Consider the following 25861-nt stretch of genomic DNA (forward strand, 5'->3'; position numbering starts at 1 on the left):
AATTTAAACGTTTTTAAATTTGCCGTCAGCAATACAATCATGCATCGCCAGCTCCACGCCTTTATAGAGAATGTCGACTAGCTCATCGATCTGTGCTTTGGTAATTATAAGGGGTGGGGATATCACACACATATTAGCCAGTGGTCGCACAACTAGGCCCATGGCTTGGCAATGTTGGTCAATGCGCTCGCCAATTTCATAGTCCATTTCTAGGTCATCTGCACCCTTGGTTAGTTCGCACTCAACACAGCACATTAAGCCAAGTCCTCGAACATCCCGAACAATAGGAATATCGTAAAGTGACTTAATTCTTTCCTGCAAATAAGCGCCTACTTCACGCGCATTTTCGCAAAGGTTTTCGCGTTTGATTATTTCAAGGTTTTTTAATCCTGCAGTAGCAGCGACTGGATGCCCTGAATAAGTGAATCCATTAGAAAATATAGCACTCTCAATGTCTGGATTATTGAACTCATTGAGTAATCTGTCTGAAACCAAAAAAGCACCCATGGGGATGTAAGCTGAGGTCAAACCTTTGGCTGTGGTGATAATGTCAGGGACAATATCAAACACGGCTTCGGAAGAAAAAATATGCCCAAGCCTTCCAAAGGAGGTAACGACTTCATCAGATAGATAAAGCACATCATATTTATGGCATACGTCTAGGCAGCGTTTGTGATAACCCTTTGGTGGGACAATAACACCACCAGAAGCAAGGATCGGTTCAGCAACAAAAACGGCAACCTTGTCTTCTCCCAGTTCAATAATTTTATTTTCTAGGTCGGCAACACATTGATCGAGAAAATCAGCATCAGTCATGTGATCTGGTTTCAGCAATGGATGTGGTGCCGGGATATGGTGTACAAGGTCGGTAGCAAAATCGAGATAGTTTTTATCACGCTCTTTCCCAGACACACTTGCTGAGAGATAAGTGCTGCCGTGATAGCCTTTTAATCGGGAAATGATTTTTTTCTTTTCAGGTTTGCCTCGGTAATTATTATAAAATTGGACAAAGCGTAAGGCAGAGTCAACGGCTGTTGAGCCACACGTGGTAAGGAATACGTGGTTGAGATCCCCCGGTGCTTCAGCTGCAAGAGCTTCACTGAATTGAGCCGCTGGGCTGGTGGCCATTGACCATGGAGAAGTGAACGGTAACTGCATGACTTGATCATAAATGGCCTGCGCCATCTCCTTGCGGCCATGCCCAATATTGACACACCACATGCCGGAGGGGCCATCTATTAAGCGGTTTCCCTGACTATCATATATATAAATTCCATCGCCTTTTTCAACCACAGTACGTTGATTGTTACCCAAGTTTTGGAAGTTGTCCCAAGGGTGGATAAATTGGTTATCCTGCTTTTGAATATGCTCGGTAGGGTTGTTCATAGATCTCCAAAAACCAGTTCAGCTTGTATCGATAAGGTTCATCCCTATAACTTACTGAGTAAGTGCTCAGTCAATTTATACTGGACAAAACTTTATTTGTCAATAATACTAACTGGCATAGATTGATAAATAAGGAGCGTCAATGGACGTTGCTGAAGCCAAAAAAAGCACTCAGGCACACCAAAGTAGAGCGGTTCAATCACTCCTTCGAAAGCAACAATTAATTGGCTCTACCATTGAATGTATTGATCATTTCGGCTTGTCACAAACGACCATAGCCAAAATAGCTCAGCATGCACGTGTATCACAGGGGGTAGTGATCTTTCACTTCCAAACTAAGGATCTGTTACTTGAGCAGGTCTTGCGGTTTTTGTCTAAGGAATACACTGATAATTGGAAATCTGCGATTGCTTTGGCTGGAGAGGCCCCCATTGATAAATTGTGCTCAATAGTTATGTCTGCATTCAGCCCCAAGGTGTGTAACCGTAAGAATGTTGGAGTGTGGTATGCATTTTGGGGCGCTTCACAATCGAGGCCAACCTATCAGGAAGTGTGTGGTCAAACGGATAGTGAGTTTTCATCAACACTGCTCAGTTTGTGCACCCAGTTATGTACGGGTTTAAAAACACCTGTATCAGCCGACGTTGCAGCCATGGGCATCGAGGGAATGCTCGATGGGCTTTGGCAAAGTTGTCTTATTGGCGAAAGTAAATTTAGCCCTAAGGAGGCTAATACAACAGTGTTTGATGTGATGGAGCTTATGTTTCCGTTGCAGAAAAGCACGATAACGCAGTATAAAGTGTTATTAAATAGCCAAGTGAAAAAGGCGGTATAAATTAATTTTGAGCAGAGCATGGCCTTAGCCATGATGACCTGAAAACCCGAAGCACTTAGCGTGACTTAGTTTTAGATGCAGGTTTTTTTGTGCTTTGGCAGCAAACATAAGGCCGTAATAGACAAGCTTCTAAAGGAATATGTTTCGAATAATGCGACTATTTTCTATAAAAAAACCATAAAGCCTTTTAAAAAAGAGGCGTTATCTACTATTTATATGTTGTATAACAGGTGTTTACGTCAATCGATAAGGTATAAAAGTGGCTTAATCAGGGTGTTCAAAATAATACACGCTTCACTTGAAGGTTAAAACGGCTTTATGCTATTGTCGAGCACTCTAGTATTTATACAAAAAACAGGAAAGTTGGTTTAATTAATCATTAGACATGTAAACCATGTCAATTGGAGAGAACATGAACTATAAAAATAATACGTTCGTTAAACATTTAACGCGTGGAACAATAGCCTTTACCTTGGTGTTTGGTGCATCTACTGGTTATGCCGCAGGTGTGCTAAATGTGACTAATTGGGCAGAGTATATTGCCGAAGACACCGTCGCTAATTTTGAAAAAGAATTTGACGTTAAGGTGACTTACGATAACTATGACTCGGAAGAATCGATTCAATCAAAATTGCTTGCTGGTAACTCTGGTTACGACGTGGTGAGTCACTCAAGTAGTGCGGTTGCACGATTACTCCCCGCAAATATTTTACAAAAGCTGGATAAATCCAAACTGCCTAATTTGGTTCATATAATGGATAGCTTGGACAAGCAATTAGACGTTAATATTGATCCCGGTAACAATTACTTCACCCCCTATATGTGGGGCACACACGGTGTTACATACAATAAGGCATTAGTGTTAGAAACATACCCAGAAGCGCCCATTGGTTCATTGGATATGGTTTTTGATCCGGTACATATGGAGAAGCTGGGGAAGTGTGGGGTAGCCTTTTTGGACTCACCAACAGACATTTTACCTATGGCGTTGGCACATATGGGGTTAGATCCTTATTCAGCCAATAAAGCGGATTATGCCGCAGCAGAAGAAATGTTGTCTGCAGTTCGACCTTACATTAAAACCTTCGATAATTACGCCTACCAACAAATGCCGCTGAAAGAGTTTTGTATCGCGGTGACTTGGGGACCAGATGGGTTATTAGCCATGTCTGGTGCTGAGGAAGCAAACACTGGCGTAGTGCTTGATTTTTTCGTACCACCAGGAGACGGTAAGGCGGTATTGTGGATTGACGGCCTTGTGATTCCATCAGATGCGAAGAATGTTGAAAATGCTCACCTGTTTATCAACTATATGATGCGTCCTGAAGTGGCGGCAGCTAATACTGATTACACATGGTATGCAAGCGGTAACAAAACGGCATTTGATTTGATTGACCCAGCAGTAACAGGCAGCCCAGCTGCTTACCCTACTGCCGAATCTGTCGCAAAAATGTACACCTACAAAGCTATTCCAAGAAAAATGCAGCGGGTACGAACTCGTGCATGGACAAAGTTTAAATCGGGCCAATAATATCTAAAGCAATACGGTTATCGTTCCATAGAGCGGTAACTGTATCTGTATGGCCTAGGGCCTATTACTATAAGCCATTGGATTTTTACGATGCCACAACAAACCGATTATTCCTATAGACCTTGGCTTGATGCTGATGCAGAGCCATTTATCAAACTGCGCGGTATTAGTAAAAAATTCGACGAATTCACTGCAGTTGACAATGTTGATCTGGATATTTATAAAGGCGAACTGTTTTCCCTTTTAGGGGGCTCTGGTTGCGGCAAAACAACCTTACTGCGCATGTTAGCTGGATTTGAGACCCCATCAAGTGGCACCATTTATATCGACGGTGTCGATATGACCGAAGTACCTCCTTATGCTCGCCCTATTAACATGATGTTTCAATCCTATGCACTCTTTCCGCATATGACGGTTGAACAAAATGTCGCTTATGGGCTCAAGCGGGATAAAATCCCAAAAGACGAAATCAAGCGGCGCGTTGAGGAAATTCTCAGCATGGTTGAGCTATCAGACTTTGTGAAGCGCAAACCCCATCAACTATCGGGTGGGCAGCGGCAGCGTGTCGCCCTTGCTCGAGCTCTAGTCAAGCAGCCTAAAGTCCTCCTGCTTGATGAACCCTTAGGTGCATTGGATAAGCGTTTAAGGGAGCAAACGCAATTTGAGCTAATAAACATTCAAGACCAACTCGGCGTTACCTTTGTTGTGGTGACCCATGATCAGGAAGAGGCAATGACCTTGTCTACCCGCATGGCAATGATGGATGCAGGCAAGTTTCAGCAAATTGGCGAACCAACAGAAGTTTATGAGTACCCTGAATCTAGACTGGTAGCTAACTTTATTGGTTCTGCCAATATGTTTGAGGGGAGGGTTACTCAAAGTGACGTTGGTCATGTTGTTGTTACCAGTAAAGAGCTGGATGTCGAATTTTATACCAACCATCCTATGTCGATTATAGAGGGAACTAAAGTTTGGGTAGCAGTGCGCCCAGAAAAAATCACGCTATCAAAAACATCGTTGGATGCGTCAACAAATCAGCTCAAAGGAGTAGTCGTTGATATTGGCTACCACGGCAAAACATCCACCTACCGAATACGCATTAATAATGATCAAATTATTGAAGTGAGCGTGCCTAGTCAAAAGCGACCTAGGGGTGAGCGACACTCGATAGACTGGGATGAAGAAATTTACCTGAACTGGGACCAATCTAGCGCCGTGGTGCTGATGAAATGACCGTTGCGAATAATACTAATCATTCAGTAGGGCAGGCAGGCAGCCGGTTGCTATCTCGATTGGTCGACATGCTTCAGTCACATTGGAAGGTTCTTGTAGTTGGTATTCCTTTTATCTGGCTACTGTTGTTTTTTTTGGCGCCATTTATTATCGTTATTAAGATCAGCCTTGCTGAATCATTGATTGCCAGTCCCCCATACACCCCGTTGTACGAGCGAGCCGAAGATGGTGTGCTCACTATTAGGGTGATTTTTGAAAACTACAGCTACCTTTGGGAAGACGATCTTTACATTAATAGCTATATCAACTCGTTAAAAATAGCATCTGTATCAACTGTTCTTTGTTTGCTCATCGGCTACCCTATGGCCTATGGTATTACCCGTTCCAGCCCAACCACCAAAAATATTTTATTAATGTTAATTATTTTGCCCTTTTGGACGTCGTTTCTTTTGCGAGTATATGCGTGGATGGGGTTACTGGCAGATCAGGGGACAATTAATAGCTTATTAATTTGGCTGGGCGTCATTGATGAACCCATTCGGATGCTTTACTCAGAGCTCGCTGTTTACATTGGCATCGTGTATTCCTATCTGCCTTTTATGATCTTACCGCTGTATGCCAATATGGAAAAGCTTAATATGTCGCTTAACGAGGCAGCAGCAGATTTGGGTGCTAAACCTACAATAGCATTTCTCACAGTTACACTACCGTTAACGGTTCCAGGTATTATTGCTGGATCCTTGTTAGTGTTTATTCCGGCTACTGGTGAATTTGTGATTCCTGATCTGCTAGGCGGTGGAAACGTGTTGATGATTGGTAGAATTCTGTCAGATGAATTTAACTCCAATAGTGATTGGCCCATAGCCTCTGCCGTCGCGATTGTGTTACTCATCGTTTTGGTACTGCCAATGATGTTATATCAAAGGATTCAGGCGCGAGAGAGGCAGAACTCATGAAGCAACGCCGTTCAACATTCATACTGTCAATGCTGTGCTTTGGCCTAGCGTTTCTTTACGTACCGATGATTTTGCTAATTATTTACTCGTTTAACTACTCTAAGCTTGTGCCCGTATGGGGTGGTTTTTCAACGCGGTGGTATACCGTTTTATTTGAAAGTGAAGAGATGTGGGCGGCGTTAGGCTTGAGCTTGCGGATTGCCCTAGTTAATGCAACTTTCGCAATGATACTGGGAACGCTTGCAGGCATTGCGTTGGTGCGTTTTGGGCGGTTTCGAGGGCGTACGCTGTTTTCTGGTTTGATTACGGCACCCTTGGTCATGCCTGAAGTGATTACTGGCTTGTCATTATTGCTGTTCTTTATCGCCTTAAGTCATCTATTTGGCTGGCCGCAACGGGGGTTTACCACCATCACCATTGCTCACATTACGTTTTCACTTGCCTATGTTGCGGTCATTATTCAATCGCGCCTCTCTGGTATGGGTACTGATTTGGAAGATGCCGCTCAGGATCTGGGTGCCCGACCTTTAAGGGTGATGTTTGACATTACTTTGCCATTATTAGCCCCTGGTATGATTGCAGGTTGGTTGTTGGCATTTACTCTATCGCTTGATGACTTAATTATTGCTAGTTTTGTATCTGGGCCTGGATCAAATACTCTGCCGATGCTTATTTACTCCCGGGTAAAGGTAGGCTTGCGTCCAGATATTAATGCACTGGCGACGATTATGATTGTGATGGTCACGATTGGCGTATTACTAGCATGTTGGTTAATGATCCGTCAGAAGCACCTACTAGAGCGTGATGCGAACACAAAGTAGAACAATCAACATTTGGGCAGTAAGGTGGGTAGGATGCTAAAAACCAAGGCGCTGTTATAGGTGCTTTTTTCACCTTATACCCTGCGTCCTGTCTCATTTTTAGCCCTAGCAAGCATTGAATTACTCTACTAGTTTTAGTTTTATAACAAGCTTTTATACCAGTACCAGTAATGACTAATAGTTAATTCTCAGGTTACTGATTATCTTGAAAAAATACTCTATCGTGTTTGAAAGGGTTGTCACGGTCTATGGCAACGTCCATGTCGCGAGCATACTTGTGGCCGGCAAATATGGCGGCGGCAATAATAGCAGGCGCTTCAGCATCCCCGATTCGTTTAACTGTTTTTGGTGCGCCGAGTGAGTTATTTTCTATTGCCTGAAGTACACCATGATAAAGTTGGTCTTCAGCTGTTCGGCTAGTCACCACTACAATGTTGTCAACCCAGACATTGTGTTGTTGACCGGTATAGCTGCACCCTAAAAGGGCCTGCTTGCCATCGTAGGCATCCAGCCCATGGTTTAATATAATTTCTACGCCCAGTTCTGCTAAGCGACGGTGAACCCGCGGTTGCTCCGCATTGTTACTGCTCCAGCTTGAAACTTTTGGTTCAGGGGTTAAGTAAATCACCGTGTTACCGTTTTTTCGTAGTTTTTCGGCAATAACACTGCCCATGTAAAAGCCGTCGTCATCGTACACAAGCGTGCTGCCAATTGGTAAGTGGCCCGACATAATGTCGTCTGGAGTATAGGTTGATTTGGCCGGTGGTAAAGGCTGCATCGGAGCCGTATTGTAGCTACCAAAACCATCCCTACGCCACGTTGCCCCTGTGGCAATGGCGACATGATCAGCGCCAATTTCTAAGATATCGTTAACGGTCAGATTACTCTCTAGGTAAACCGCTACATTAGGCATTTTGGCAATTTGGGTCACTCGGTAATCTCTTACTCTGGCCCATTCGGCTAAACCTGGAAGCTGGCTTTCTTGATTGACTCGACCACCCAGTTTCCGGCTCGCTTCGGCCAGTATCACGTCGTAACCCCGCTGACCAAGTGCACGCGCAGCTTCCAAACCGGTTGGGCCTGCACCAACAATCAATATTTGGCTGTCTGATCCTTTAGGATCAATGTTTTCAGGGTGCCAGCCACGTCGCCATTCTTCGCCCATGGTTGGGTTTTGTGTACATCGAATTGGCACATGTCGGCTATCACCCGTATAGCAAATGTTACAACCGATGCATTCACGAATATCTTCTGGCCGCCCTTGTTCAATTTTTTGTGGTAAAAAGGGGTCTGCTATCGATGGTCGGGCAGCACCAATAAAATCAACAATGCCCCTGTTAATTTGACTGATCATAGTATCTGGAGAGGTAAAACGCCCAACGGTAACAACTGGCTTACTAGTTTTCGATTTAACGGCCGACATATACGCTTCCAGCGAGCCTTCTTTCACGAACCGAGACACACCCATCTCCAGTGAATAATCTGAGATGTTGATGTCCCAAAGGTCAGGTAATTCGGCCATTAATTCAAACATTTTCATCCGTTCGCCATGCACAGGAAAGCCATCAGCACCGCCACCATCATCGATACTAAAGCGAACAGCCACGGCACACTTGTCACCTACTGCATCTTTAGTTTCTTCAATAATTTCGCGCACCAGGCGCATTCTATTCTCAAGTGAACCACCGTATTCGTCGCTGCGAGTATTCAATTTAGGGTTGAGAAAATTGTCCAACAAATAATGATGTGTCGCGTAAACGTAAACGATATCGAAACCAGCCTCCCTTGCTCGCAATGCGGCGTTACGGTGCCAACGCTTGAGCTCCTTAATGTCAGCTTTGTCCATTGCTCGGGACTGATAAGGATCACCGTTACCATTGGGCAATGAAACCACATCCATAGGCACTTCACGAGTGAGTAAATTAGCAGAGCTGCTACCTGACACCCAAAGCTCAACGCCGGCTAGGGCTCCATGCTCGTGGAGTTTGTCAGTCATTAAACGATGAGATTTAATATCATTTTCATCCCAAAGCGAATGTGATGGGTAGGGAGAGTCGTCAGAACTTGGGTGTATTGAACAGTACTCTGTGCAAACCACACCCCAACCTCCTTCGGCTTTCACGCCGCGTAAATCGGCCACCATACGCGGCCTCATCCAGCCCATTCCTGTGCAATGGGGAACTTGGTAAAATCTATTTTTAGCAGTTACTGGGCCAATTTTTATAGGTTCAAACAATATGTCGTATCGAGAATCACGTTTGCTCATAAGGCTAGCTTCCTCAGCATTATTTGTTGCGAATACTTAGCTCATTCGTAAGCGGCGTATTAGCATAACTCTGGCTGTTTTTTACATGGCACCGGCTAAATCAAAGTGGTTGGGGAACAACCCACTTAACTGGCGGAATATTATACGTTTGGCAGATTGGCGATTAAACTCATCGCTGTGTAAAAAATAATCTGACCACATACCTTCTAATAAGGCGAGTAAGCCATAGGTCGCATCACTGCATAGGTCTTGCTTTCCGTCTTGCCTGCTATATGGTTGGTTTAGAAGTTGTAAAAAGGCTTGGTAAACCTTGTCTTTCATGGCCGCGTCGCGTGTGTCTGCATATTGCATATAGGCATTTTCTTGGTGACATTGGCCACGGAACGCGTACCAAATGTTGATGCTACGCCGATTTAGTATTTGCTCACTTAACTCAGCGCTAATAATAGCTTCAAGCTGATGCGCAGGCGCAGGTGAGGTCGTTGTTAAAAATTCGTTTATATGGTGAAAATATTGTTCTCTCATATGCCTAGCCACGGCCACTAATAAGGCTTCTTTATTGACAAAATGCAAATGCACCATGCCCCGTGACAGGCCCGCGTGTTCAATAATACGGGTTATAGATGCGCCTGTAATTCCTTCAGTGGCAATCACACTGGCTGTGGCTTCTAACAATAGTTCACGGTTGTGAGCTTTCTTTTGCTGTCGCAGGGTGGGAGTTTGAAACATGAAAACATCGTATTGACAAATGGCGCCATAAGTATAAAAATAAAATGGACGATTGTCCATTAATTGCCATGAGGCACAGTAAATGTCTAATTACGATGTGTTATTTGAGTCTGTTAAAATTGGCCCAGTGACGGCTAAAAATCGCTTTTATCAAGTGCCTCATTGCTGTGGTATGGGCCACCTGCGTCCCCAAGCCCACGCGGCTATGAGGGGCATGAAAGCCCAAGGTGGCTGGGCCGTAGTGAGTACTGAAGAAACAGAAATCCATCCCAGTTCTGATTTATCACCCGCTGTAGAGCAGCGTCTCTGGGATGAGCGTGATATCCCAGCATTGCAATTAATGACTCAGAGTGTGCATGAGTATAGCGCCTTAGCCGCTGTGGAATTAGTGCATAACGGTAGCCACACTTCTAACTTATATTCCCGTACCCCAGCATTGGCCCCCAGTAGCCGTTCTTTAGATATGATTTATCCAAAACAAGCTAGGGCCATGGATAAAGCTGATATTCGAGAATTTCGCCGGTGGCATAAAGCTGCTGCTATACGTGCTAAGCAAGCTGGTTTTGACATTATTTATGTTTATGCTGGGCACGAGATGTCTTTGCCTCACCATTTTTTATTACCTGAATATAACCAACGAACAGATGAATACGGCGGCTGTTTAGAAAACCGGCTGAGACTTACCCGGGAACTCCTGCAAGACACGCAAGAGGCTATAGGTGACAGCTGTGCGGTGGCATTTCGTTTTGCTGTGGATCAAATGCTGGGTGTTGATGGTATGCAAGCACATGAAGAGGGGCGGGCGGTTGTGGAGATGCTGGCAGATATACCCGACCTGTGGGACGTTAATGTGTCTGGTTGGGCAAATGATTCAGCCACCTCTCGTTTTAAACCAGATTCAGGTTATCAGACCGAATACACGAAGTTCGTAAAAAAAGTGACCAATAAACCTGTCGTGGGTGTAGGGCGAATTACTTCACCAGACATGATGGTGTCGTTAGTTAAACACGGTGTCCTTGATTTTATCGGTGCGGCAAGGCCGTCAATTGCAGACCCCTTTTTGCCCAATAAAATCCGTGAACAAAGGGCCGAAGAAATTCGCGAATGTATTGGCTGCAATGTGTGTGTGTCGTGCGATAACTTAGGTGTGCCTATTCGCTGTACACAAAACCCCACCATGGGAGAAGAGTGGCGTCGTGGCTGGCATCCAGAAAAAATTGCGGCTGCTAAAACACCACAATCTGTGTTAGTTGTGGGTGCTGGGCCTGCCGGTTTGGAGTGTGCTTTACAACTGGCCAACCGTGGCTATGAGGTTATTCTTAGTGAAGCTAGTAAACACTTAGGTGGCCGAGTAGTCGCTGAGTCTAACTTAAAAGGCTTAGCTCTATGGCGCCGTGTAAGTGATTACCGAATCTATCAATTACAACAGCTGGACAATGTTAATATTTACCTCGACAGTGCTCTAAATGCCCAACAGGTATTGGAACTGGGCATCGAACAGGTGTTTGTTGCCACGGGTGCTATCTGGAGGAAAGACGGTATTGGTCGTACTTCTCGTATGCCGATAGAAGGGTTAGAACAGGTTGCCGTTTATACCCCTGATGACATTATGAACGGGATTGTTCCAGGCCAAGGCCCAGTAGTGATTTATGATGATGATCAAGGTTATTTAGGTGGCGTGTTGGCTGACCACTTGAGTGACTTAGGTCACAAGGTGCTTTTTGTTACCAGTGCTAGCATTGTGTCGCCCTTTACTGAACTTACTCTTGAGCAAAAACAAGTTCAATGCAGCTTGGTAGCTCAGGGAGTAGACATTTATACCAACAAGAGTATTGTTGGCGTTAGCCAAAAGTCTGGCCATGCGGGAGTTGAATTGAAATGTGTATATGGCGGCCAAGATGTATGGCTTGCTTGCGCCAGTTTGTTACTAGTAACGGAACGCGAATCAGCTTCACCCTTGTATGAACAATTGCAGCAGTTACTAAAAGACGACGGCACTTCGATGGCTATGTCGCTGACCTTAATCGGTGATGCATTGGCGCCTGGCTTGATTGCTGACGCGGTATTTTCTGGGCACCAAGGGGCCCAAGAGTTTGAGGCTGACCCTGATGTTGTAGAACAAGGGCTATTCAAACGTGAAATGCCTAGCCTGAATTCTTAATTGACCTATAAAAGTAATCTCAAAAATAGCTTAATACGATATAGGCATTAACAATTGAGGCGTTTTCATGCACCGCTGGGTACCATCACCAAACAAGGTTAGCCTAGACTTGTGGCCTCATGTTAAGAGTGAAGATGTTGAGATTCGAAAAGAGAATCCCTAAATCATGTGGATGGATAGAGTGTAGTAACAGGGAAGAGCCATTAAAAGACAGTTACTATTGTGCCTGAGGAATACATAATGAAACCAATTTCTAATACAGACCGGCGGGTGGTGAACATTTTTAACAGTGTGTTCACTCCAATTCAATCAAACGGAAAACCTGATGGTGAGGTTCTGCAACTTAATAATGACAAACCGTTAGGCAGTGGTTTTTATATCTACAAAATGGCCCCAGGTGCTACAACAGTGCCGCATAAACACACAGGCGACGAGGAATTCTTAATTATCCAAGGGGACCTAAGAGACCATGATGGTGTCGACTATGGCCCAGGCGATATGGTGTGGCTTCGAGACGGCACTGTCCACAATTCAACCACCAAAAATGGCTGTCTTATCGCGGTCTACGCCTTGGAGCCTGACTTTTAGCTGAGAGGGATAACAACCTTTTGCTGCAGCAAAATACACTTTAAACTATTTTAGCTAAATGTTTAAACTGTCTATGAATCGGTAATACATGAGAGATGGCGCAAGGAACCACGGCTTTCCCGTGTATAACGGACGTGTCTGGAATTTAATGTCATTAAAAGGTGTTTTACCTGCTTGAAGTCCAAGCACCTGTTGCCCGAGTTTCTTTCCTAGATACCCAGCCATGCCTACCCCGGAGCCACAGTAGCCCATTGCATAGAAAAGGCCATCTTCTTCTCCTACATGCATGAGCGAGTCAAAGGTAAATGCCACATAGCCCATCCAGGAGTGACTAATTTTTGTATTTTCTAATTCTGGAAAGATTTTAGATAAGGAATTATGGAGCTTTGGGCCACTCAGGCGTGGATCACTTTCTCCAAGAGATACACGACCACCAAATATAATACGGCTTCGGTCGGGGCTTGACCGATAGTAATATACCACCTTACGTGTGTCGCTAACGATGCGATTTTTTGGCATTAGCTGATCCATAAGATCTTTTCCAACAGGTTCTGTCGCAATCACATAGCTGCCAATTGGAATCACCCGACGTTGCAATCGTGGTGTTAAAGAACCCGTATAACCGTTTGTAGCAATAATAACTTTATCGGCCTGCACAATGCCTTTTGATGTTTTTACAGTAAAGCCATCTTTGTCTCTATTAATGTTTTCAGCTGCGCAATTAGAAATAATGTTCGCACCTGCTTCAAGTGCTTTGCCCAGTAAGCCTTTGTGATAAGCTGCCGGGTCGATTGAAGCGTGTTTAGGAAAGATGATCCCACCAAAATAGGTATCTGTGCCTAATTCAGAGCGCTGTTCTGATCTTGGAATCATGTAGGCGTCATCATTAAGTACAGAACCTTGATGTTCAATAGCCCTTGCTAGTTTTTCATATTGCGCAGTATTGTGTGCGGCATGGAAGCAGCCTACCTCAGCATAACTGCAGTCTAGCTTTTCATCTCTGATGAAGTCCCCAGTAAATTGTAAAGATTGATCACCTTCTGAATAAATGGCAAACGCCATTTTTTTACCGTATGTTTTCTCAAGCTCAGAAAAGCTTGGTTTTATGCTGGTGCTAACTTGCCCACCATTTCTTGTGCTGCAGCCCCAGCCGGCGTGTTCAGCATCAATAACTAATGTGTTTCTTGACCCTCTGGCAGTCTGGATTGCAGCATGAAGGCCTGTGTAACCTGCCCCTATGATAAGGACATCAACTTTTTTGGGAAGTTCTGTGTCTTGCTCTATTGGTGGTGCGCTGCGATCCCACCAATACGGCTGTTGTTTGAAATCTTGTGTAAACATAACGCGTCTCTTTGTGTAATCCCCATTATTACCATTAGTAAATACAAACTGAATAATGGAGCCACTTGGATAAACTGTGCTTGCAGTAGATGCACAACAACTTACTCAGCAAAAAGCGTGCCTTGGGTGTAATACCAGTGGCCATCCTGCCATAAAAAATCGCTGTTCTCGTGTATCCGGTAAGCTCTGCCATGAATTTTATAACGGGCTATAAATTCCACTTGCCCCTGGGTATCTTCTTGCTTGCCAAAATGAGTGGCTAAAACTTTAAGGCCAAGCCACTGTTGCTGGGCTTCAAAACTAACCTCTTTCGGGCGTGTGCTCAAGTGCCAAGTTTGTAACAGGTAGTTTTGGTCGTGCAGGCAAAAGGCAGTATAGCGCGAGCGCATTAACATCTCTGCCGTTTTAGCTGGATCGTTGCCACTAAGGGCGGGCTCACAACATAATTTAAAACCTATACCAGAGTTACAATAGCACTGAGGGTTTTTTAAGTTATCAGCGTGGGCCCCTTTTTTGTTCAAAGTAATTTTTCAATAGCGCTCGTCATTGGCCATGAAGTTGGAGACGTCCACTGCCTATAGCGCTCAACAACATTGCCATCTTTATCAATAAGGTATTTGTTAAAATTCCAGCTAGGTTCCCCCTTTTGTTGTTCTAAATGTTGAAATACAGGGTGTGCATTAGCACCTTTAACGGCAATAGTTTCACTCATTAAAAAGGTAACACCAAAATTATAAAAGCAGATTTTAGCAGCCTCTTCTTCGTTTAAAGCGGCTTGATTAAAGGCATTGCTTGGAAAACCAATAACCACTAACCCTTGATCTTTGTATTCTTGATGTAATTCTTCTAAGCCTTCAAATTGACCCGTAAAGCCACAGTGGCTTGCAGTATTAACTAGCAACAGTGGTTTTCCAGCTGTCACTGCACATAGGTCCAGTGGTGTTCCGGAGTGGAGTTGTTTTAGGTTGTGTTTGAGCCATGGCGCGCATGACGCCAAAGCGGAGTGTGAAGCAGACAGGCTAACAAGAAAGCCCAATAAACAATGTATAACGTGGCGTGTCGGCATAATAAGGGGTTGTCCTTGGTTTATATATAACTAATACGCATAACAAAAAGCATAAAATGCTATTTTTGGAATAACAAGTTTGGTATGCTCAAACTTGTATCTAATTCTACAACAACAGGAGTGTTTCATGAAGTTAGAATCTTTAGCATTACATCACGGCTATGAATCCGAAGCCACCACTAAAGCGGCGGCAGTACCTATTTACCAAACCACCTCATACACCTTTGATGACACCCAACACGGTGCTGATTTATTTGATCTTAAGGTTGCAGGTAATATCTATACCCGAATTACTAACCCGACCACAGCGGTACTGGAAGAACGGGTGGCTTCAATGGAAGGTGGTATTGCCGGCTTAGCCGTAGCATCTGGCATGGCTGCCATTACTTATGCGGTGCAGTGTATTTGTGAAGTAGGTGATAACATCGTCAGCACTAGCCAAGTGTATGGTGGCACGTACAACTTGTTTGCTCATACGTTGCCACGCCAAGGCATTGAGACACGATTTGCTTCTCACGATGATTATGCGGCATTAGAAGCTCATATAGACAGCCGCACCCGAGCTATTTTTTGTGAGTCTATTGGTAACCCAGCGGGTAATGTTGTTGATATTGCAAAACTGGCTGAAATTGCCGAACGTCATGGTGTTCCCTTGATGGTAGATAATACTGTAGCAACTCCAGTATTGTGCCGACCTATAGAGCACGGAGCACATATCGTGATCCACTCCTTGACCAAATACATTGGCGGCCATGGCACTACCATTGGTGGTATGATCGTTGATTCTGGCAAGTTTGACTGGGTGAAGAATAAAGAGCGCTTTGCTGTGCTTAATACACCAGACCCTTCTTATCATGGTGTCGTGTATACGCAAGCCTTAGGCCCAGCAGCTTACATTGGCCGTTGCCGGGTGATCCCATTGCGGAATACTGGCGCTGCTATATCTCCCCACAGTTCATTTATGTTGCTGCAAGGTTTAGAAACCTTATGCTTGCGTATGGAACGCCATTGCGATAACGCTGAAACTGTCGCTCATTATCTTCAAAACCACGCCAAGGTAGAGTGGGTAAATTATGCAGGTTTAGAAAATAGCCCTTACCAAGCCACTTGTAAAAAGATCTGTGGTGGTAAAGCCTCAGGCATCTTGAGCTTTGGTGTGGCAGGTGGTCGAGAAGCAGGCGGTCGTTTTATTGATGCGCTACAAATGATTTTGCGATTAGTGAATATTGGTGATGCTAAGTCTCTGGCCTGTCACCCAGCCTCTACCACTCATCGGCAGTTGAATGAAACAGAACTTGCTGCAGCTGGTGTGACGGAAGATTTAGTGCGAATCTCTGTGGGCATTGAGCACGTGAGTGATATCATTGCTGATATTGAACAAGCATTAGAGAAGGTATAAATATTCGTGTCCACTTCAACGCCTAATTCAGCACCTAAGCCAATAGCCATGCCCGAAGGGAACCCTTCGCTGCGCACTATTGCCATGCCTGCCGACGCTAACCCTGATGGGGATATTTTTGGTGGCTGGATTATGTCTCAAATGGACACCTCTAGTGGTGTATTTGCAGCCCATGTTGCTAAAGGGCGGGTAGTTACAGTGGCAGTAGATGCCATGACCTTTCATAAACCTGTGTATATAGGGGACGATGTAAGTTGCTACTGCAGTGCGGCTAAGCGCGGCACTACCTCTATTACTGTGCATGTGGAGGCGTGGGTTAGGCGCCACCACAGCGACACAGTAGACAAGGTAACAGAAGGAATGTTTACCTTCGTGGCGGTAGACAGAGACGGCAAACCAAAACCATTGCCTAGTGCGTAATGACTAGTTTAGTTTTGGCTATTGCCTTGGATAGGTAGTCGAAGGCCTCAATGATTTTTGTAAATGGGTAACTGCAGTCAATGACTGCTTTTACCTTTTTTTATCACCTTAGAAGCGTTAAGCGTTTAGGCTCCGCCTAAGGTGTTACATACCACATCAAAATCACACACCTGCGCTAAAAAGTCTTCTTTTTTGTAATCAATCACCTGGTCAGCACCAAGCGTCTTAACGAAATCTGCACTAGCTAAGCAAATTATTACTAATAGCAGTTATTAAACCGCAGGCGACTGACGATGTTTTTCTCCCCTGAATAACTGGAAAGCGTGTGTTAGTCTATTATTGATAAATTTGGCAGGTAAGGAAATTTTTGTGACGCAAAAAAACATACTTTTCATCATGTTAGACCAACTACGAGCAGACGCTCTGTCGTGTTATGGTAACGGTGTAGTGGCTACACCCAATATAGATCGCTTGGCACAGAACGGTGTGAAGTTTAACCGCTGTTACGTACAAGGGACTAGTTGTGGTAATTCGCGAGCTTCCTATTATACAGGCCGGCACGTGCGTTCCCATGGAGCAACCTGGAATGGTTGGCCGAACAGGGTTGATGAGTTGACTTTGGCAGATCATTTAGCAGCCTGTGGTATGAGTACTACCCTAATGGGTAAGACCCACATGAAAGCAGACTTCTCTGGGATGCGCCGCTTAGGTCTTGAACCACAATCGGAGTTAGGGCGGTTTTTGAGTAACGCAGGGTTTGGCCAAGGTGAGCATGATGATGGTTTGCACACTGTGGGAGTGGCAGGTAATTATGGCAAAGGTACCCCAGCTTACTTTGACTATTTGCGCAAGCAGGGGTACGAAGCAAAAAACCCTTGGGCTAATTGGGCTAACGCAATGGAGGATGAAGAAGGGGTAGTGCGTAACGGTATGTTTTTAAAACATGGTCACCTACCATCAAGAGTGGCTAGCAAACATTCAGAAACGGCCTACACCACCGACCGCGCTATTGAAATGATGCAACACATGGGGCACCAAAACTGGTGTTTACACGTGTCATATATTAAACCCCATTGGCCTTTGGCGGCTCCAGCGCCTTACCATCAAATGTACCGTGGTGTGGACTTACCACAAGCGAGTAAGTGTGAGGCCCAAAAACATAACGCCCACCCTATTTACCAAGCGTTCATGGCGTTGCCTCAAAGCCAAACCTATTCCCAAGATGACTATCGTAATCACGCTTTGCCAACCTATTATGGTTTAGTAAAGGAAATAGATGACAACTTAGGCCGCCTATTTGCTAGCTTAGAAATGCAAGGTCAAGATAAAAATACCATGATCGTTTTAACGTCGGATCATGGTGACTTTTTTGGTGACCATTGGTTGGCAGAGAAAGACTTGTTCCATGATGTGGTGACTCGCGTGCCTTTGCTTATTATGGACCCTAGCCCAGCGGCTAACTCAAGCCGCGGTAGTGAGTGTGATCAATTAGTGTGTGCCATTGACCTAGTTCCCACCTTTGTTGATTGGGCCGGTGGTAAGCCCCAGTGGAACTGGTTAGAAGGCCAATCATTGGTGCCTGTGCTGCATAAAACTGCAGCTGTTGATCGAGATTGTGTGGTGTCAGAATGTGATTATGGTGTTATGGGGTTTGCTAAACAATTAGGCCGTACTAGGGATAATGCTCGCATGACCATGTTGTATGATGGACGTTACAAATACGTTCATTGTTTAGGGTTTAAACCGATGTTGTTTGACTTACAAGAAGACCCCCAAGAGTTTTCTGACTTAGGCAGGGATGAGGGTTATGTAGCTATCCGTGGGCAGCTCAGCGAACAAATGTTGGATTGGTCAGCGGGGCTGAAGAACCGTGTCACGGTGAGTCAGGAAACCTTTGGTCAGCGTGAAGGCAAGGCTGGCGAGGTGGGCATTCTAATTGGTTATTGGCAACAAGAAGATGTGCCTCAGGCGCTGCGGCTGGAACCAGAGGTGCCACTTAAATAGATTAAACTTTGCGCGTGCCCTAAGTTACTGATGAGGCGCTTCACGCATAGGAGTCACATGAATAGAATACAAGCTTCAGGTTTTCGAGATGTCAGCTTTCTTGCTCAACATATTCAAACCACTATGGATTTTTATCACCCCCAAGCTATCGATACTAAAGGTGGTTTTTTTCATCACTTTCGTGATGACGGCAGTGTCTACGACACTGACACTAGACATTTAGTCAGTAGTGCGCGGTTTATCTTTAATTACTGCGAAGCAGCGCGTTATTTTGACAACAAAGAGTACCTTGCTACTGCGCGCCATGGCCTAAATTACCTTCGCACTGCTCATTTAAACCCTATGAGTGGCGGCTACGCTTGGCTTATTAACAATAGCCAAAAAGTAGATCAAACTAATCATTGTTACGGCTTGGCTTTTGTTTTATTGGCCTACGCTTCTGCTGTAAAAGCTGGCATCACCGAAGCCCAAGCATACCTGCATGAAACCTTTGCTGTTATGGAGCAACACTTTTGGTTGCCTGAGTATGGCCTTTACGCCGATGAAGCCAGTGCAGATTGGCAAACAGTGCCAGCGTATCGTGGGCAAAATGCTAATATGCACTCATGTGAAGCACTTATTGCAGCCTTTGAAGCCACCGGGCATGAACCTTATTTGGATCGAGCAGTGCTGCTAGCAGAAAATATTTGTGTGCGCCAAACCCAAACCACCCAAGGGCAAATATGGGAGCACTATAACGCTGCTTGGCAGCCAGATTGGAATTACAACAAACACGATCCTAAACACTTATTTCGCCCATGGGGTTATCAGCCCGGGCACTTCACTGAGTGGGCAAAATTATTACTCATATTAGATCGCCACACACCAAAGCCATGGTTTGTAGAGACGGCTAAAATGCTGTTTGATAAAGCCTTAGAAAAAGCCTGGGATCAGGAGTATGGTGGTTTGTGTTATGGGTTTTCCCCTGGCGGTGAAATCTGCGACACCGATAAGTATTTTTGGGTTCAGGCAGAATCCATTGCAGCGGCGGCGTTACTGGCTAAAAAAACTGGTGAACAGCGTTATTGGCAATGGTATGAGGCATTATGGTCCTATGCATGGACACATTTTGTAGATCATGAAAATGGCGCTTGGTACCGCATTCTCACGCGTGAAAATAACAGCTATGATGACCTTAAAAGCCCTGCTGGAAAGACCGATTATCACACCATGGGAGCCTGCTACGAAGTGATTAAAAGTTTACGGTTGTAAGTCTGTTTATTGTCGATTTAGTGTTCTAGTTTTAATCAGTTAAATGCTAATGTGAAAGGCATTCTGTCCTGTCCCGTGAGTGGCTTGGTGCAACTAATTAATCTCTTTGCAGTATTTATTACTGGTATTAACACGGAGCTGACCTAATGCCAAAAAAAGACTCTGTAAGGCAGTTTTTATTAGCTATTAGCTTTGATCATTTACCCCCCGAAGTGATTGAACAGGCAAAAATTTGCTGTTTTGACCTGCTTGGCACGGCGGTGGGTGGTAGCCGTTCCCGCACAGCATCAATTATCACACAGCATGCGCTGGACCATTTCGGTGCTGGCACCAATATTACTGCAGTACAACCCTTACTAGGCGGCAACCCTATAAGCCCTGTGGGAGCTGCTCTGGTGGGTGCAGCCATGATTGATGCACTGGACTGTCACGATGGTCAGCGAGATACCAAAGGGCATGTAGGTTGCAGTATGCTGCCTAGCCTGATTGCAGTTTTAGAGTCTCAGTCGCGGCCTGTCACGGGTAGTGAGTTAATTAGTTTGATTGTTGCTGGTTATGAAATAGGCACTAGAGCTGGTATGGCATTGCATGGAACAGTGACTGATTATCATACGTCTGGTGCATGGGGTGCGGTCAACTGTGCAGCGTTAACCGCTCATGTTTTAGGGCTTAATGAAGAACAATTTAATCACGCTGTGGGCATTGCTGAATATCATGGGCCACGCAGTCAGATGATGCGAAACATTGACCACCCTACCATGCTAAAAGATGGTTCTGGATGGGGTGCCATGGCGGGCACCTCGGCAGCATATTTGGCAGCTGAAGGCTTCACAGGAGCCCCCGCCATCACTATTACCGCCGATAATGTAGCTTCTTATTGGCAGGATTTGGGCCAACATTGGCAGATCCTCAATCAGTATTTTAAACCTTACCCGGTATGCCGTTGGGCTCAGCCAGCTGTTGCGGCCTGCTTAAGTTTGCGTTTGCAGCATCACTTTGATCCACGCTTGGTAGAGCAAATTACGCTTTGGACTTTTCATGAAGGGGTGCGGTTGTTCAGCAATGTGCCTAATAATACCGAGCAAGCTCAGTATGCCATCAGTTTTCCAGTCGCCATGGCCGTGTTAAATGGTGTGATTAGTACGGATGATGTTTACAGTGGTTTTAACGACGCAAAGGTCAAAGACATGATTGGTAAAGTCACGTTATTGGAAAGTGCCAAATATAATGAGGTATTTCCAGCGCAGCGTTGGGCGCATGTCTGTATCCGCATGGTAGACGGTACAGAAATGGTATCAGACCCTCATGAAGCCCTAGGGGATCCTCATAAGCCTATGAGTAAAGTACAATTCCAGGATAAGTATATGAACTTGTGCGAGCCGGTGTGGGGCCGCAAAAAAGCTCAACAGGTGTTGGCCTATATTGAGCACTTGGAAAGTGGCAATTTAGCAGATTTAATGGCCTTAGTCCGCAGTTAATTAGCCAGCTGTATAACAGGAATCATAGCCCCTAAAAAGTCATCAGATAAGTGGCATCTAAGCTCATGGTTATCAGCCATCAACTTCATTGTGGGTAACTCTTTTTCGCAACGATTATCAGCAACCTGCTGTTTATGCTGACAGCGCGTTTGGAAAGGGCAGCCTGATGGTGGGTTCATGGCTGAGGGTATATCACCGTCTAAGACAATATGTTTGCGCTTAATGCTAGTGTCGGCAATTGGAACTGCCGACAACAAAGCTTCAGTATAGGGATGGTAGGGGGGGCTAAATACCTGATCAGTACTCCCCATTTCTACCACATGACCTAAATACATAACCATTACCCTATCTGAGATATAGCGAACGATCGATAGGTCATGACTAATAAACAGCATGGTGGTTTTATTTTTTCTTTGCAACTCCATTAGCAGGTCCGTTACAGCTGCCTGAACCGAAACATCTAACGCAGAAACGGGCTCATCGGCTACGACTACTTGAGCGTTGCCTGCGAATGCGCGAGCAATGCCGACACGTTGTTTTTGACCGCCTGATAACTGGCGTGGCTTGCGCAGAGCAAACTCCCTGGGCAGTTTAACCAAATCCAATAGCCCCAACATTCTTTGCTCACGGTCCTCCTCGCTAGTGCCTACCCTAAAAACCTCAAGGGCGCGTACAATTTGGCGGCCAACGCTCATAGACGGGTTAAGGGTATCAAATGGATTCTGAAATACCATTTGAATGGCGGATACAGACTCAACCCCACGGTCATGGATTAAGGTGCTTTGAATATCCTTGCCAAGCAAGTTAGCAGTGCCTGCACTGGCTTCTTCTAGGCCTAATAACATTTTGGCCAGAGTGGATTTACCGCAACCAGACTCGCCAACAATAGCAAGAGTTTCTGATTCTCGTGCTTCAAAGGTGATGCTCTCATTGGCCTTAACAACACGCTTTTCTCCACTACCAAATAAAGCACTGGCTGCAACCTCATAATATTTTTGTAGCTTATCAACTTTAAGAACCACTTCACCTATTTGGGTAGATTGCCTATTTTCAGCAGCTACTGGAGGGTTTAGCCAGTCTATTTGGTTGATTCTTACACAGCGTGAAGAATGGTAATGATCGTCTGTCAAAGACAGCATGGGAATTTCATTTTGGCCACATGTTTGGGCATCATAATAATTACACCGAGGACCAAAATTACAACCGTTGGGGCGCTCATGGGGTAACGGGAAGTTACCGGGTATAGTGACTAAAGGGCGGGCATTTTTATCTGCGCCGGGCAATGGAATTGAGCGGAACAAAGCTTGGGTATAGGGATGACGCATACGCTCAAATACTTTTTCAATCGGCCCAGCTTCTATAGCCTCACCAGAATACATCACACAAATATCATTACAGGTCTCCAATACTAAGCCAAGGTTATGGGAGATAAATAGCATGGAAGTGCCATATTTCACTCCGAGCCCTTTGACGAGGTCGACAATGCCTGCTTCAATAGTGACATCCAGTGCCGTGGTGGGTTCATCAAGGATCAACAATGACGGCTTTGACATCAGCGCCATAGCAATGACAATACGTTGCTGTTGGCCACCGGATAGCTGATGTGGATAACTATTTAATATTCGCTCTGGGTCTGACAGCCGAACATCTTCAACCACTTGCATGGCTAGATCCCAGGCGGCTTTGGCAGAGCTTCCTTGATGGATCATGGGCACTTCCATGAGTTGCTTACCGACTTTCATGGACGGGTTCAAAGAGGCCATGGGTTCTTGATAAATCATGGCAATTTCAGAGCCACGCAAATGGCGCAGTTCTTCTTCGTTCATTGTGTTGAGCTCTCGGCCCTTAAATTTTATGCTACCGCCCACAATTTTGCCATTTACACCAAGGTCTTGCATCACGCCTAAGGCTACGGTAGATTTGCCGCAGCCAGACTCCCCCACAAGGCCCATCGCTTGACCTTGCTCTACCACACAAGAGAAATCCATTACTGCAGGAATTTCACCCAGTCGAGTAAAAAAGCTGATTGACAAGTTGTCTATTTCTAAAATAGGGCCATCGTAATCCCACTGTTGCATGATCCTGCTCCTTTAGTCTTTGAGTGACTGTTCGCGCAGGCCGTCGGCCAACAGGTTAAGGCCTAGCACTAGCGACATCAACGCTAGGGCAGGAGGAATGGCCAGATGTGGGTATATCGATAAGAGTTTGCGGCCCTCGTTTATGGTCATACCCCAGTCTGGGCTTTCTGGGCTAACACCTAGGCCAAAGAAACCCAAGGTGCCCAATAAAATAGTGATGTAACCGATACGCAAACAAAAATCTACAATTAAGGGCCCTCGTGCATTAGGTAAAATTTCCCACAACATAATGTACCAGGGGCCTTCGCCGCGAGTTTCGGCTGCTGCTACATAGTCACGGGTTTTAATGTCCAAAGTGAGCCCCCTGACAATACGAAACACTGTTGGCGAGTTAACAAATACCACGGCAACAAAAATATTCAGTAGGTTAGGTTCCATATAAAAGACACCTAATGGGTCCATGTTAAAAGCTAGGCCTGAATAGGCCCAAAACCCCAACACCAGTACAATAAAGACATAAATATTACGTTTCACAGGCTGGGTATAAAAGCGAGATTGAAATAACACCACAAACAATATAATAGGAAATAAGAACAACACAGCAGCCAAATAAATAGGCACGCCGGTGGAACGAATTTCTGGTGTTACGAGTAAGAAAAACAGTAAAATTACGGGGAAGGCCAGCACTAAATTAGACAAAAACGATAACACTGTATCCAGCGTTCCTGATCGATAACCAGCGGGCAACCCTAAAGTAATGCCCACCATAAATGCAAACACAGTGGCTGCTGGTGCAATGGTTAATACTGATCGGCTGCCCATCACCACGCGAGAGAATATGTCACGAGCTAGGTTGTCACCGCCCAACAAATAGTATGCCCCTTCCTCGCCCCGCACAGGGAAACCTACGCCTTTGTTTTTCATACCAGAAATTTGGCCCAAAGGGTCGTGAGTGATGATTAAATCGGCGAAAATAGCGGTTAACACCCAAAATAGCACGAGCACCAAGCCCATAGTGCCAACGCGGCTATCAAACAGATGACCATACAAGCCTAGGTGCTGTCGATAATAAAGTGAGAGGCTTAATATAATGCCCATAGCAACCCATACAGGGATCAGCTGGGTAAAAATGCCGATGGTAATTTGCAGTGCGGATAATGCGTCCATCAGTGAGCCCTAATTGATACGAATGCGTGGATTGAGGAATACATAGCCAATATCTGAAATAAGCTGTGTGATGAGTACCACGAATACCGCTACCATTGAGCAGGCTAACAAGAGGTCGATATCATTGTTGGAGGCAGCCTGAACGAGCAGCCAACCAAAGCCCTTATAGTTAAACAAGGTTTCAACAATAACAACACCAGTAAGCAGCCATGGGATCTGCAACATGATCACCGTAAAGGGTGCAATTAACGCATTGCGTAGTGCATGTTTGAGTACGATATTGCGAAAACTAACGCCTTTTAAACGTGCGGTTCGAATATATTGCGCGGTCATTACCTCCGCCATTGAGGCGCGTGTCATGCGGGCGATGTAGCCCATACCATAGAACGCCATAGTCATGACGGGCAAGCTGAAATTAGCAATGGTGATCTCATCCATAGCCGAAGCCGAAGAGCCTTTAAACCACCTTAGGCCAACGGCTGAACTAGCAAATATCACTACAAAGATCACGCCTGAGACATATTCTGGTGTTGCAGTGGTAATAATGGCAAAGGTCGATAAGCTTCGATCTGTGCGGGAGCCTTCTCGCATACCTGCCAATACACCGATGATGAGTGCCATAGGTACCATTACTAGCATCACAAATAACATGAGCCAACCCGTTAACCCTAGACGTTTGCTAACAATACTGGAAACATCGTCTTTAAATACTGAAGACCAGCCCATGTCAGCCTGCAGAACCCCACAATAGTTGGGGATAGTGTCTGCACCAGGTTTTACACATCGGCCTACTGTTTTGCCATTGTCTTTAGTAAATACGAAGCCTTGGGCTACGCCTAACCATTCGCCATAGCGCACCAGCAAAGGCTGGTTATAGCCTCTATCTTCCAGCCATTGTTCAACTTGAGTGTCAGACATGCGCATGTTGCCCTGAGTCTTGGCTAACTTTTCTAAATTGGGTTGTAAGTTGGTTAAGAAAAAAACCAAAAAGGTTAGGCACAGAGCAGTCAGTGTCATAAGCCCTGTTCGCTTAACAATAAATATCCACATGTGCAGTCCTGAGGTGACTAGGGCAGAGAGGTAATAACAAAGAGCAGGCCACTAGGCCTGCTCTTTAGAGAAAATTAGAGGGCCACAAAGTGGCCCAGGTA

Annotated in this window: 21 protein-coding genes; 12 read left to right on the plus strand and 9 right to left on the minus strand. The window is 45.2% G+C overall.

The genetic code is table 11. The annotated features are described in order from the left end of the window. Positions 1–3 precede the first annotated feature (3 nt). A complete protein-coding gene (locus ABXT60_RS02565) occupies positions 4–1386 on the minus strand; it encodes an aminotransferase (RefSeq protein ID WP_443631209.1) in 1383 nt (460 codons plus the stop codon). Between the two features lie 142 nt (positions 1387–1528). Here ABXT60_RS02565 and ABXT60_RS02570 point away from each other — a divergent pair, with 142 nt between their 5' ends. The 5 genes from ABXT60_RS02570 to ABXT60_RS02590 all read left to right on the plus strand — a co-directional run bounded on the left by ABXT60_RS02570 (position 1529) and on the right by ABXT60_RS02590 (position 6762). Continuing rightward, entirely contained in the window at positions 1529–2221 is a 693-nt protein-coding gene (locus ABXT60_RS02570; protein ID WP_443631210.1) for a TetR family transcriptional regulator C-terminal domain-containing protein, read from the plus strand. Positions 2222–2633: 412 nt separating this feature from the next. Next, positions 2634–3752: an extracellular solute-binding protein gene (locus ABXT60_RS02575; protein WP_443631211.1), complete on the plus strand. Its 1119-nt coding sequence runs from the start codon at positions 2634–2636 to the stop codon at positions 3750–3752. Between the two features lie 90 nt (positions 3753–3842). Continuing rightward, a complete protein-coding gene (locus ABXT60_RS02580; RefSeq protein WP_443631212.1) occupies positions 3843–4985 on the plus strand; it encodes an ABC transporter ATP-binding protein in 1143 nt (380 codons plus the stop codon). Further along, positions 4982–5941 (plus strand): ABC transporter permease subunit, encoded by a 960-nt coding sequence (locus ABXT60_RS02585; protein WP_443631213.1) that lies wholly within the window; start codon positions 4982–4984, stop codon positions 5939–5941. Before ABXT60_RS02580 ends, ABXT60_RS02585 begins: the two co-directional genes overlap by 4 nt. Continuing rightward, the gene (locus ABXT60_RS02590; RefSeq protein WP_443631214.1) at positions 5938–6762 is read left to right on the plus strand and encodes an ABC transporter permease subunit; all 825 of its coding nucleotides are present in this window, start codon (positions 5938–5940) and stop codon (positions 6760–6762) included. Before ABXT60_RS02585 ends, ABXT60_RS02590 begins: the two co-directional genes overlap by 4 nt. Before the next feature lie 193 nt (positions 6763–6955). Here ABXT60_RS02590 and ABXT60_RS02595 read toward each other — a convergent pair whose 3' ends face one another. Together ABXT60_RS02595 and ABXT60_RS02600 are read right to left on the minus strand one after the other, a co-directional pair. Further along, positions 6956–9028, minus strand: coding sequence for an oxidoreductase (locus ABXT60_RS02595; protein WP_443631215.1), 2073 nt, complete (start codon positions 9026–9028; stop codon positions 6956–6958). Positions 9029–9109: 81 nt separating this feature from the next. Continuing rightward, positions 9110–9757, minus strand: a complete 648-nt coding sequence (locus ABXT60_RS02600) for a TetR/AcrR family transcriptional regulator (RefSeq protein WP_443631216.1) — start codon at positions 9755–9757, stop codon at positions 9110–9112. 82 nt (positions 9758–9839) lie between these two features. Here ABXT60_RS02600 and ABXT60_RS02605 point away from each other — a divergent pair, with 82 nt between their 5' ends. Together ABXT60_RS02605 and ABXT60_RS02610 are read left to right on the plus strand one after the other, a co-directional pair. Beyond that, a complete protein-coding gene (locus ABXT60_RS02605; protein ID WP_443631217.1) occupies positions 9840–11918 on the plus strand; it encodes an oxidoreductase in 2079 nt (692 codons plus the stop codon). Between the two features lie 240 nt (positions 11919–12158). Continuing rightward, positions 12159–12506, plus strand: coding sequence for a cupin domain-containing protein (locus ABXT60_RS02610; RefSeq protein ID WP_443631218.1), 348 nt, complete (start codon positions 12159–12161; stop codon positions 12504–12506). 54 nt (positions 12507–12560) lie between these two features. Here the strand turns inward: ABXT60_RS02610 and ABXT60_RS02615 are convergent, their stop codons facing one another. The 3 genes from ABXT60_RS02615 to ABXT60_RS02625 all read right to left on the minus strand — a co-directional run bounded on the left by ABXT60_RS02615 (position 12561) and on the right by ABXT60_RS02625 (position 14913). Continuing rightward, positions 12561–13847 carry an NAD(P)/FAD-dependent oxidoreductase gene (locus tag ABXT60_RS02615; RefSeq protein ID WP_443631219.1) on the minus strand — a complete coding sequence of 429 codons (1287 nt, stop codon included), beginning with the start codon at positions 13845–13847 and terminating at the stop codon, positions 12561–12563. Positions 13848–13948: 101 nt separating this feature from the next. Next, positions 13949–14368 carry a YchJ family protein gene (locus ABXT60_RS02620; protein ID WP_443631220.1) on the minus strand — a complete coding sequence of 140 codons (420 nt, stop codon included), beginning with the start codon at positions 14366–14368 and terminating at the stop codon, positions 13949–13951. Further along, positions 14365–14913, minus strand: coding sequence for a glutathione peroxidase (locus ABXT60_RS02625; protein WP_443631221.1), 549 nt, complete (start codon positions 14911–14913; stop codon positions 14365–14367). Before ABXT60_RS02625 ends, ABXT60_RS02620 begins: the two co-directional genes overlap by 4 nt. 127 nt (positions 14914–15040) lie before the next feature. Here ABXT60_RS02625 and ABXT60_RS02630 point away from each other — a divergent pair, with 127 nt between their 5' ends. From ABXT60_RS02630 to ABXT60_RS02650, 5 genes are all read left to right on the plus strand, one after another. Beyond that, positions 15041–16312, plus strand: coding sequence for an O-acetylhomoserine aminocarboxypropyltransferase/cysteine synthase family protein (locus tag ABXT60_RS02630; RefSeq protein ID WP_443631222.1), 1272 nt, complete (start codon positions 15041–15043; stop codon positions 16310–16312). A gap of 6 nt (positions 16313–16318) precedes the next feature. Then, positions 16319–16732: an acyl-CoA thioesterase gene (locus ABXT60_RS02635; RefSeq protein WP_443631223.1), complete on the plus strand. Its 414-nt coding sequence runs from the start codon at positions 16319–16321 to the stop codon at positions 16730–16732. 369 nt (positions 16733–17101) lie between these two features. After that, a complete protein-coding gene (locus ABXT60_RS02640; protein ID WP_443631224.1) occupies positions 17102–18736 on the plus strand; it encodes a sulfatase-like hydrolase/transferase in 1635 nt (544 codons plus the stop codon). A 57-nt stretch (positions 18737–18793) separates the two neighbouring features. Continuing rightward, positions 18794–19987 carry an AGE family epimerase/isomerase gene (locus tag ABXT60_RS02645; RefSeq protein ID WP_443631225.1) on the plus strand — a complete coding sequence of 398 codons (1194 nt, stop codon included), beginning with the start codon at positions 18794–18796 and terminating at the stop codon, positions 19985–19987. Positions 19988–20133: 146 nt separating this feature from the next. After that, positions 20134–21465 (plus strand): MmgE/PrpD family protein, encoded by a 1332-nt coding sequence (locus ABXT60_RS02650; RefSeq protein ID WP_443631226.1) that lies wholly within the window; start codon positions 20134–20136, stop codon positions 21463–21465. Here ABXT60_RS02650 and ABXT60_RS02655 read toward each other — a convergent pair. Genes ABXT60_RS02655 through ABXT60_RS02665 form a run of 3 tightly spaced genes read right to left on the minus strand, consistent with a single transcriptional unit; the run spans position 21462 to position 25760 of the window. Continuing rightward, complete coding sequence (locus ABXT60_RS02655) at positions 21462–23543, minus strand: dipeptide ABC transporter ATP-binding protein (RefSeq protein ID WP_443631227.1); 2082 nt, start codon at positions 23541–23543, stop codon at positions 21462–21464. The two genes, ABXT60_RS02650 and ABXT60_RS02655, sit on opposite strands and share 4 nt — an antisense overlap. A gap of 12 nt (positions 23544–23555) precedes the next feature. After that, positions 23556–24710 (minus strand): ABC transporter permease, encoded by a 1155-nt coding sequence (locus ABXT60_RS02660; RefSeq protein ID WP_443631228.1) that lies wholly within the window; start codon positions 24708–24710, stop codon positions 23556–23558. A gap of 9 nt (positions 24711–24719) precedes the next feature. After that, positions 24720–25760 (minus strand): ABC transporter permease, encoded by a 1041-nt coding sequence (locus ABXT60_RS02665; RefSeq protein WP_443631229.1) that lies wholly within the window; start codon positions 25758–25760, stop codon positions 24720–24722. Positions 25761–25861: the final 101 nt, after the last annotated feature.

The sequence above is a fragment of the Candidatus Njordibacter sp. Uisw_056 genome (assembly GCF_047730085.1).
In the GTDB taxonomy this organism is placed as follows: Bacteria; Pseudomonadota; Gammaproteobacteria; order Pseudomonadales; family Balneatricaceae; genus Njordibacter.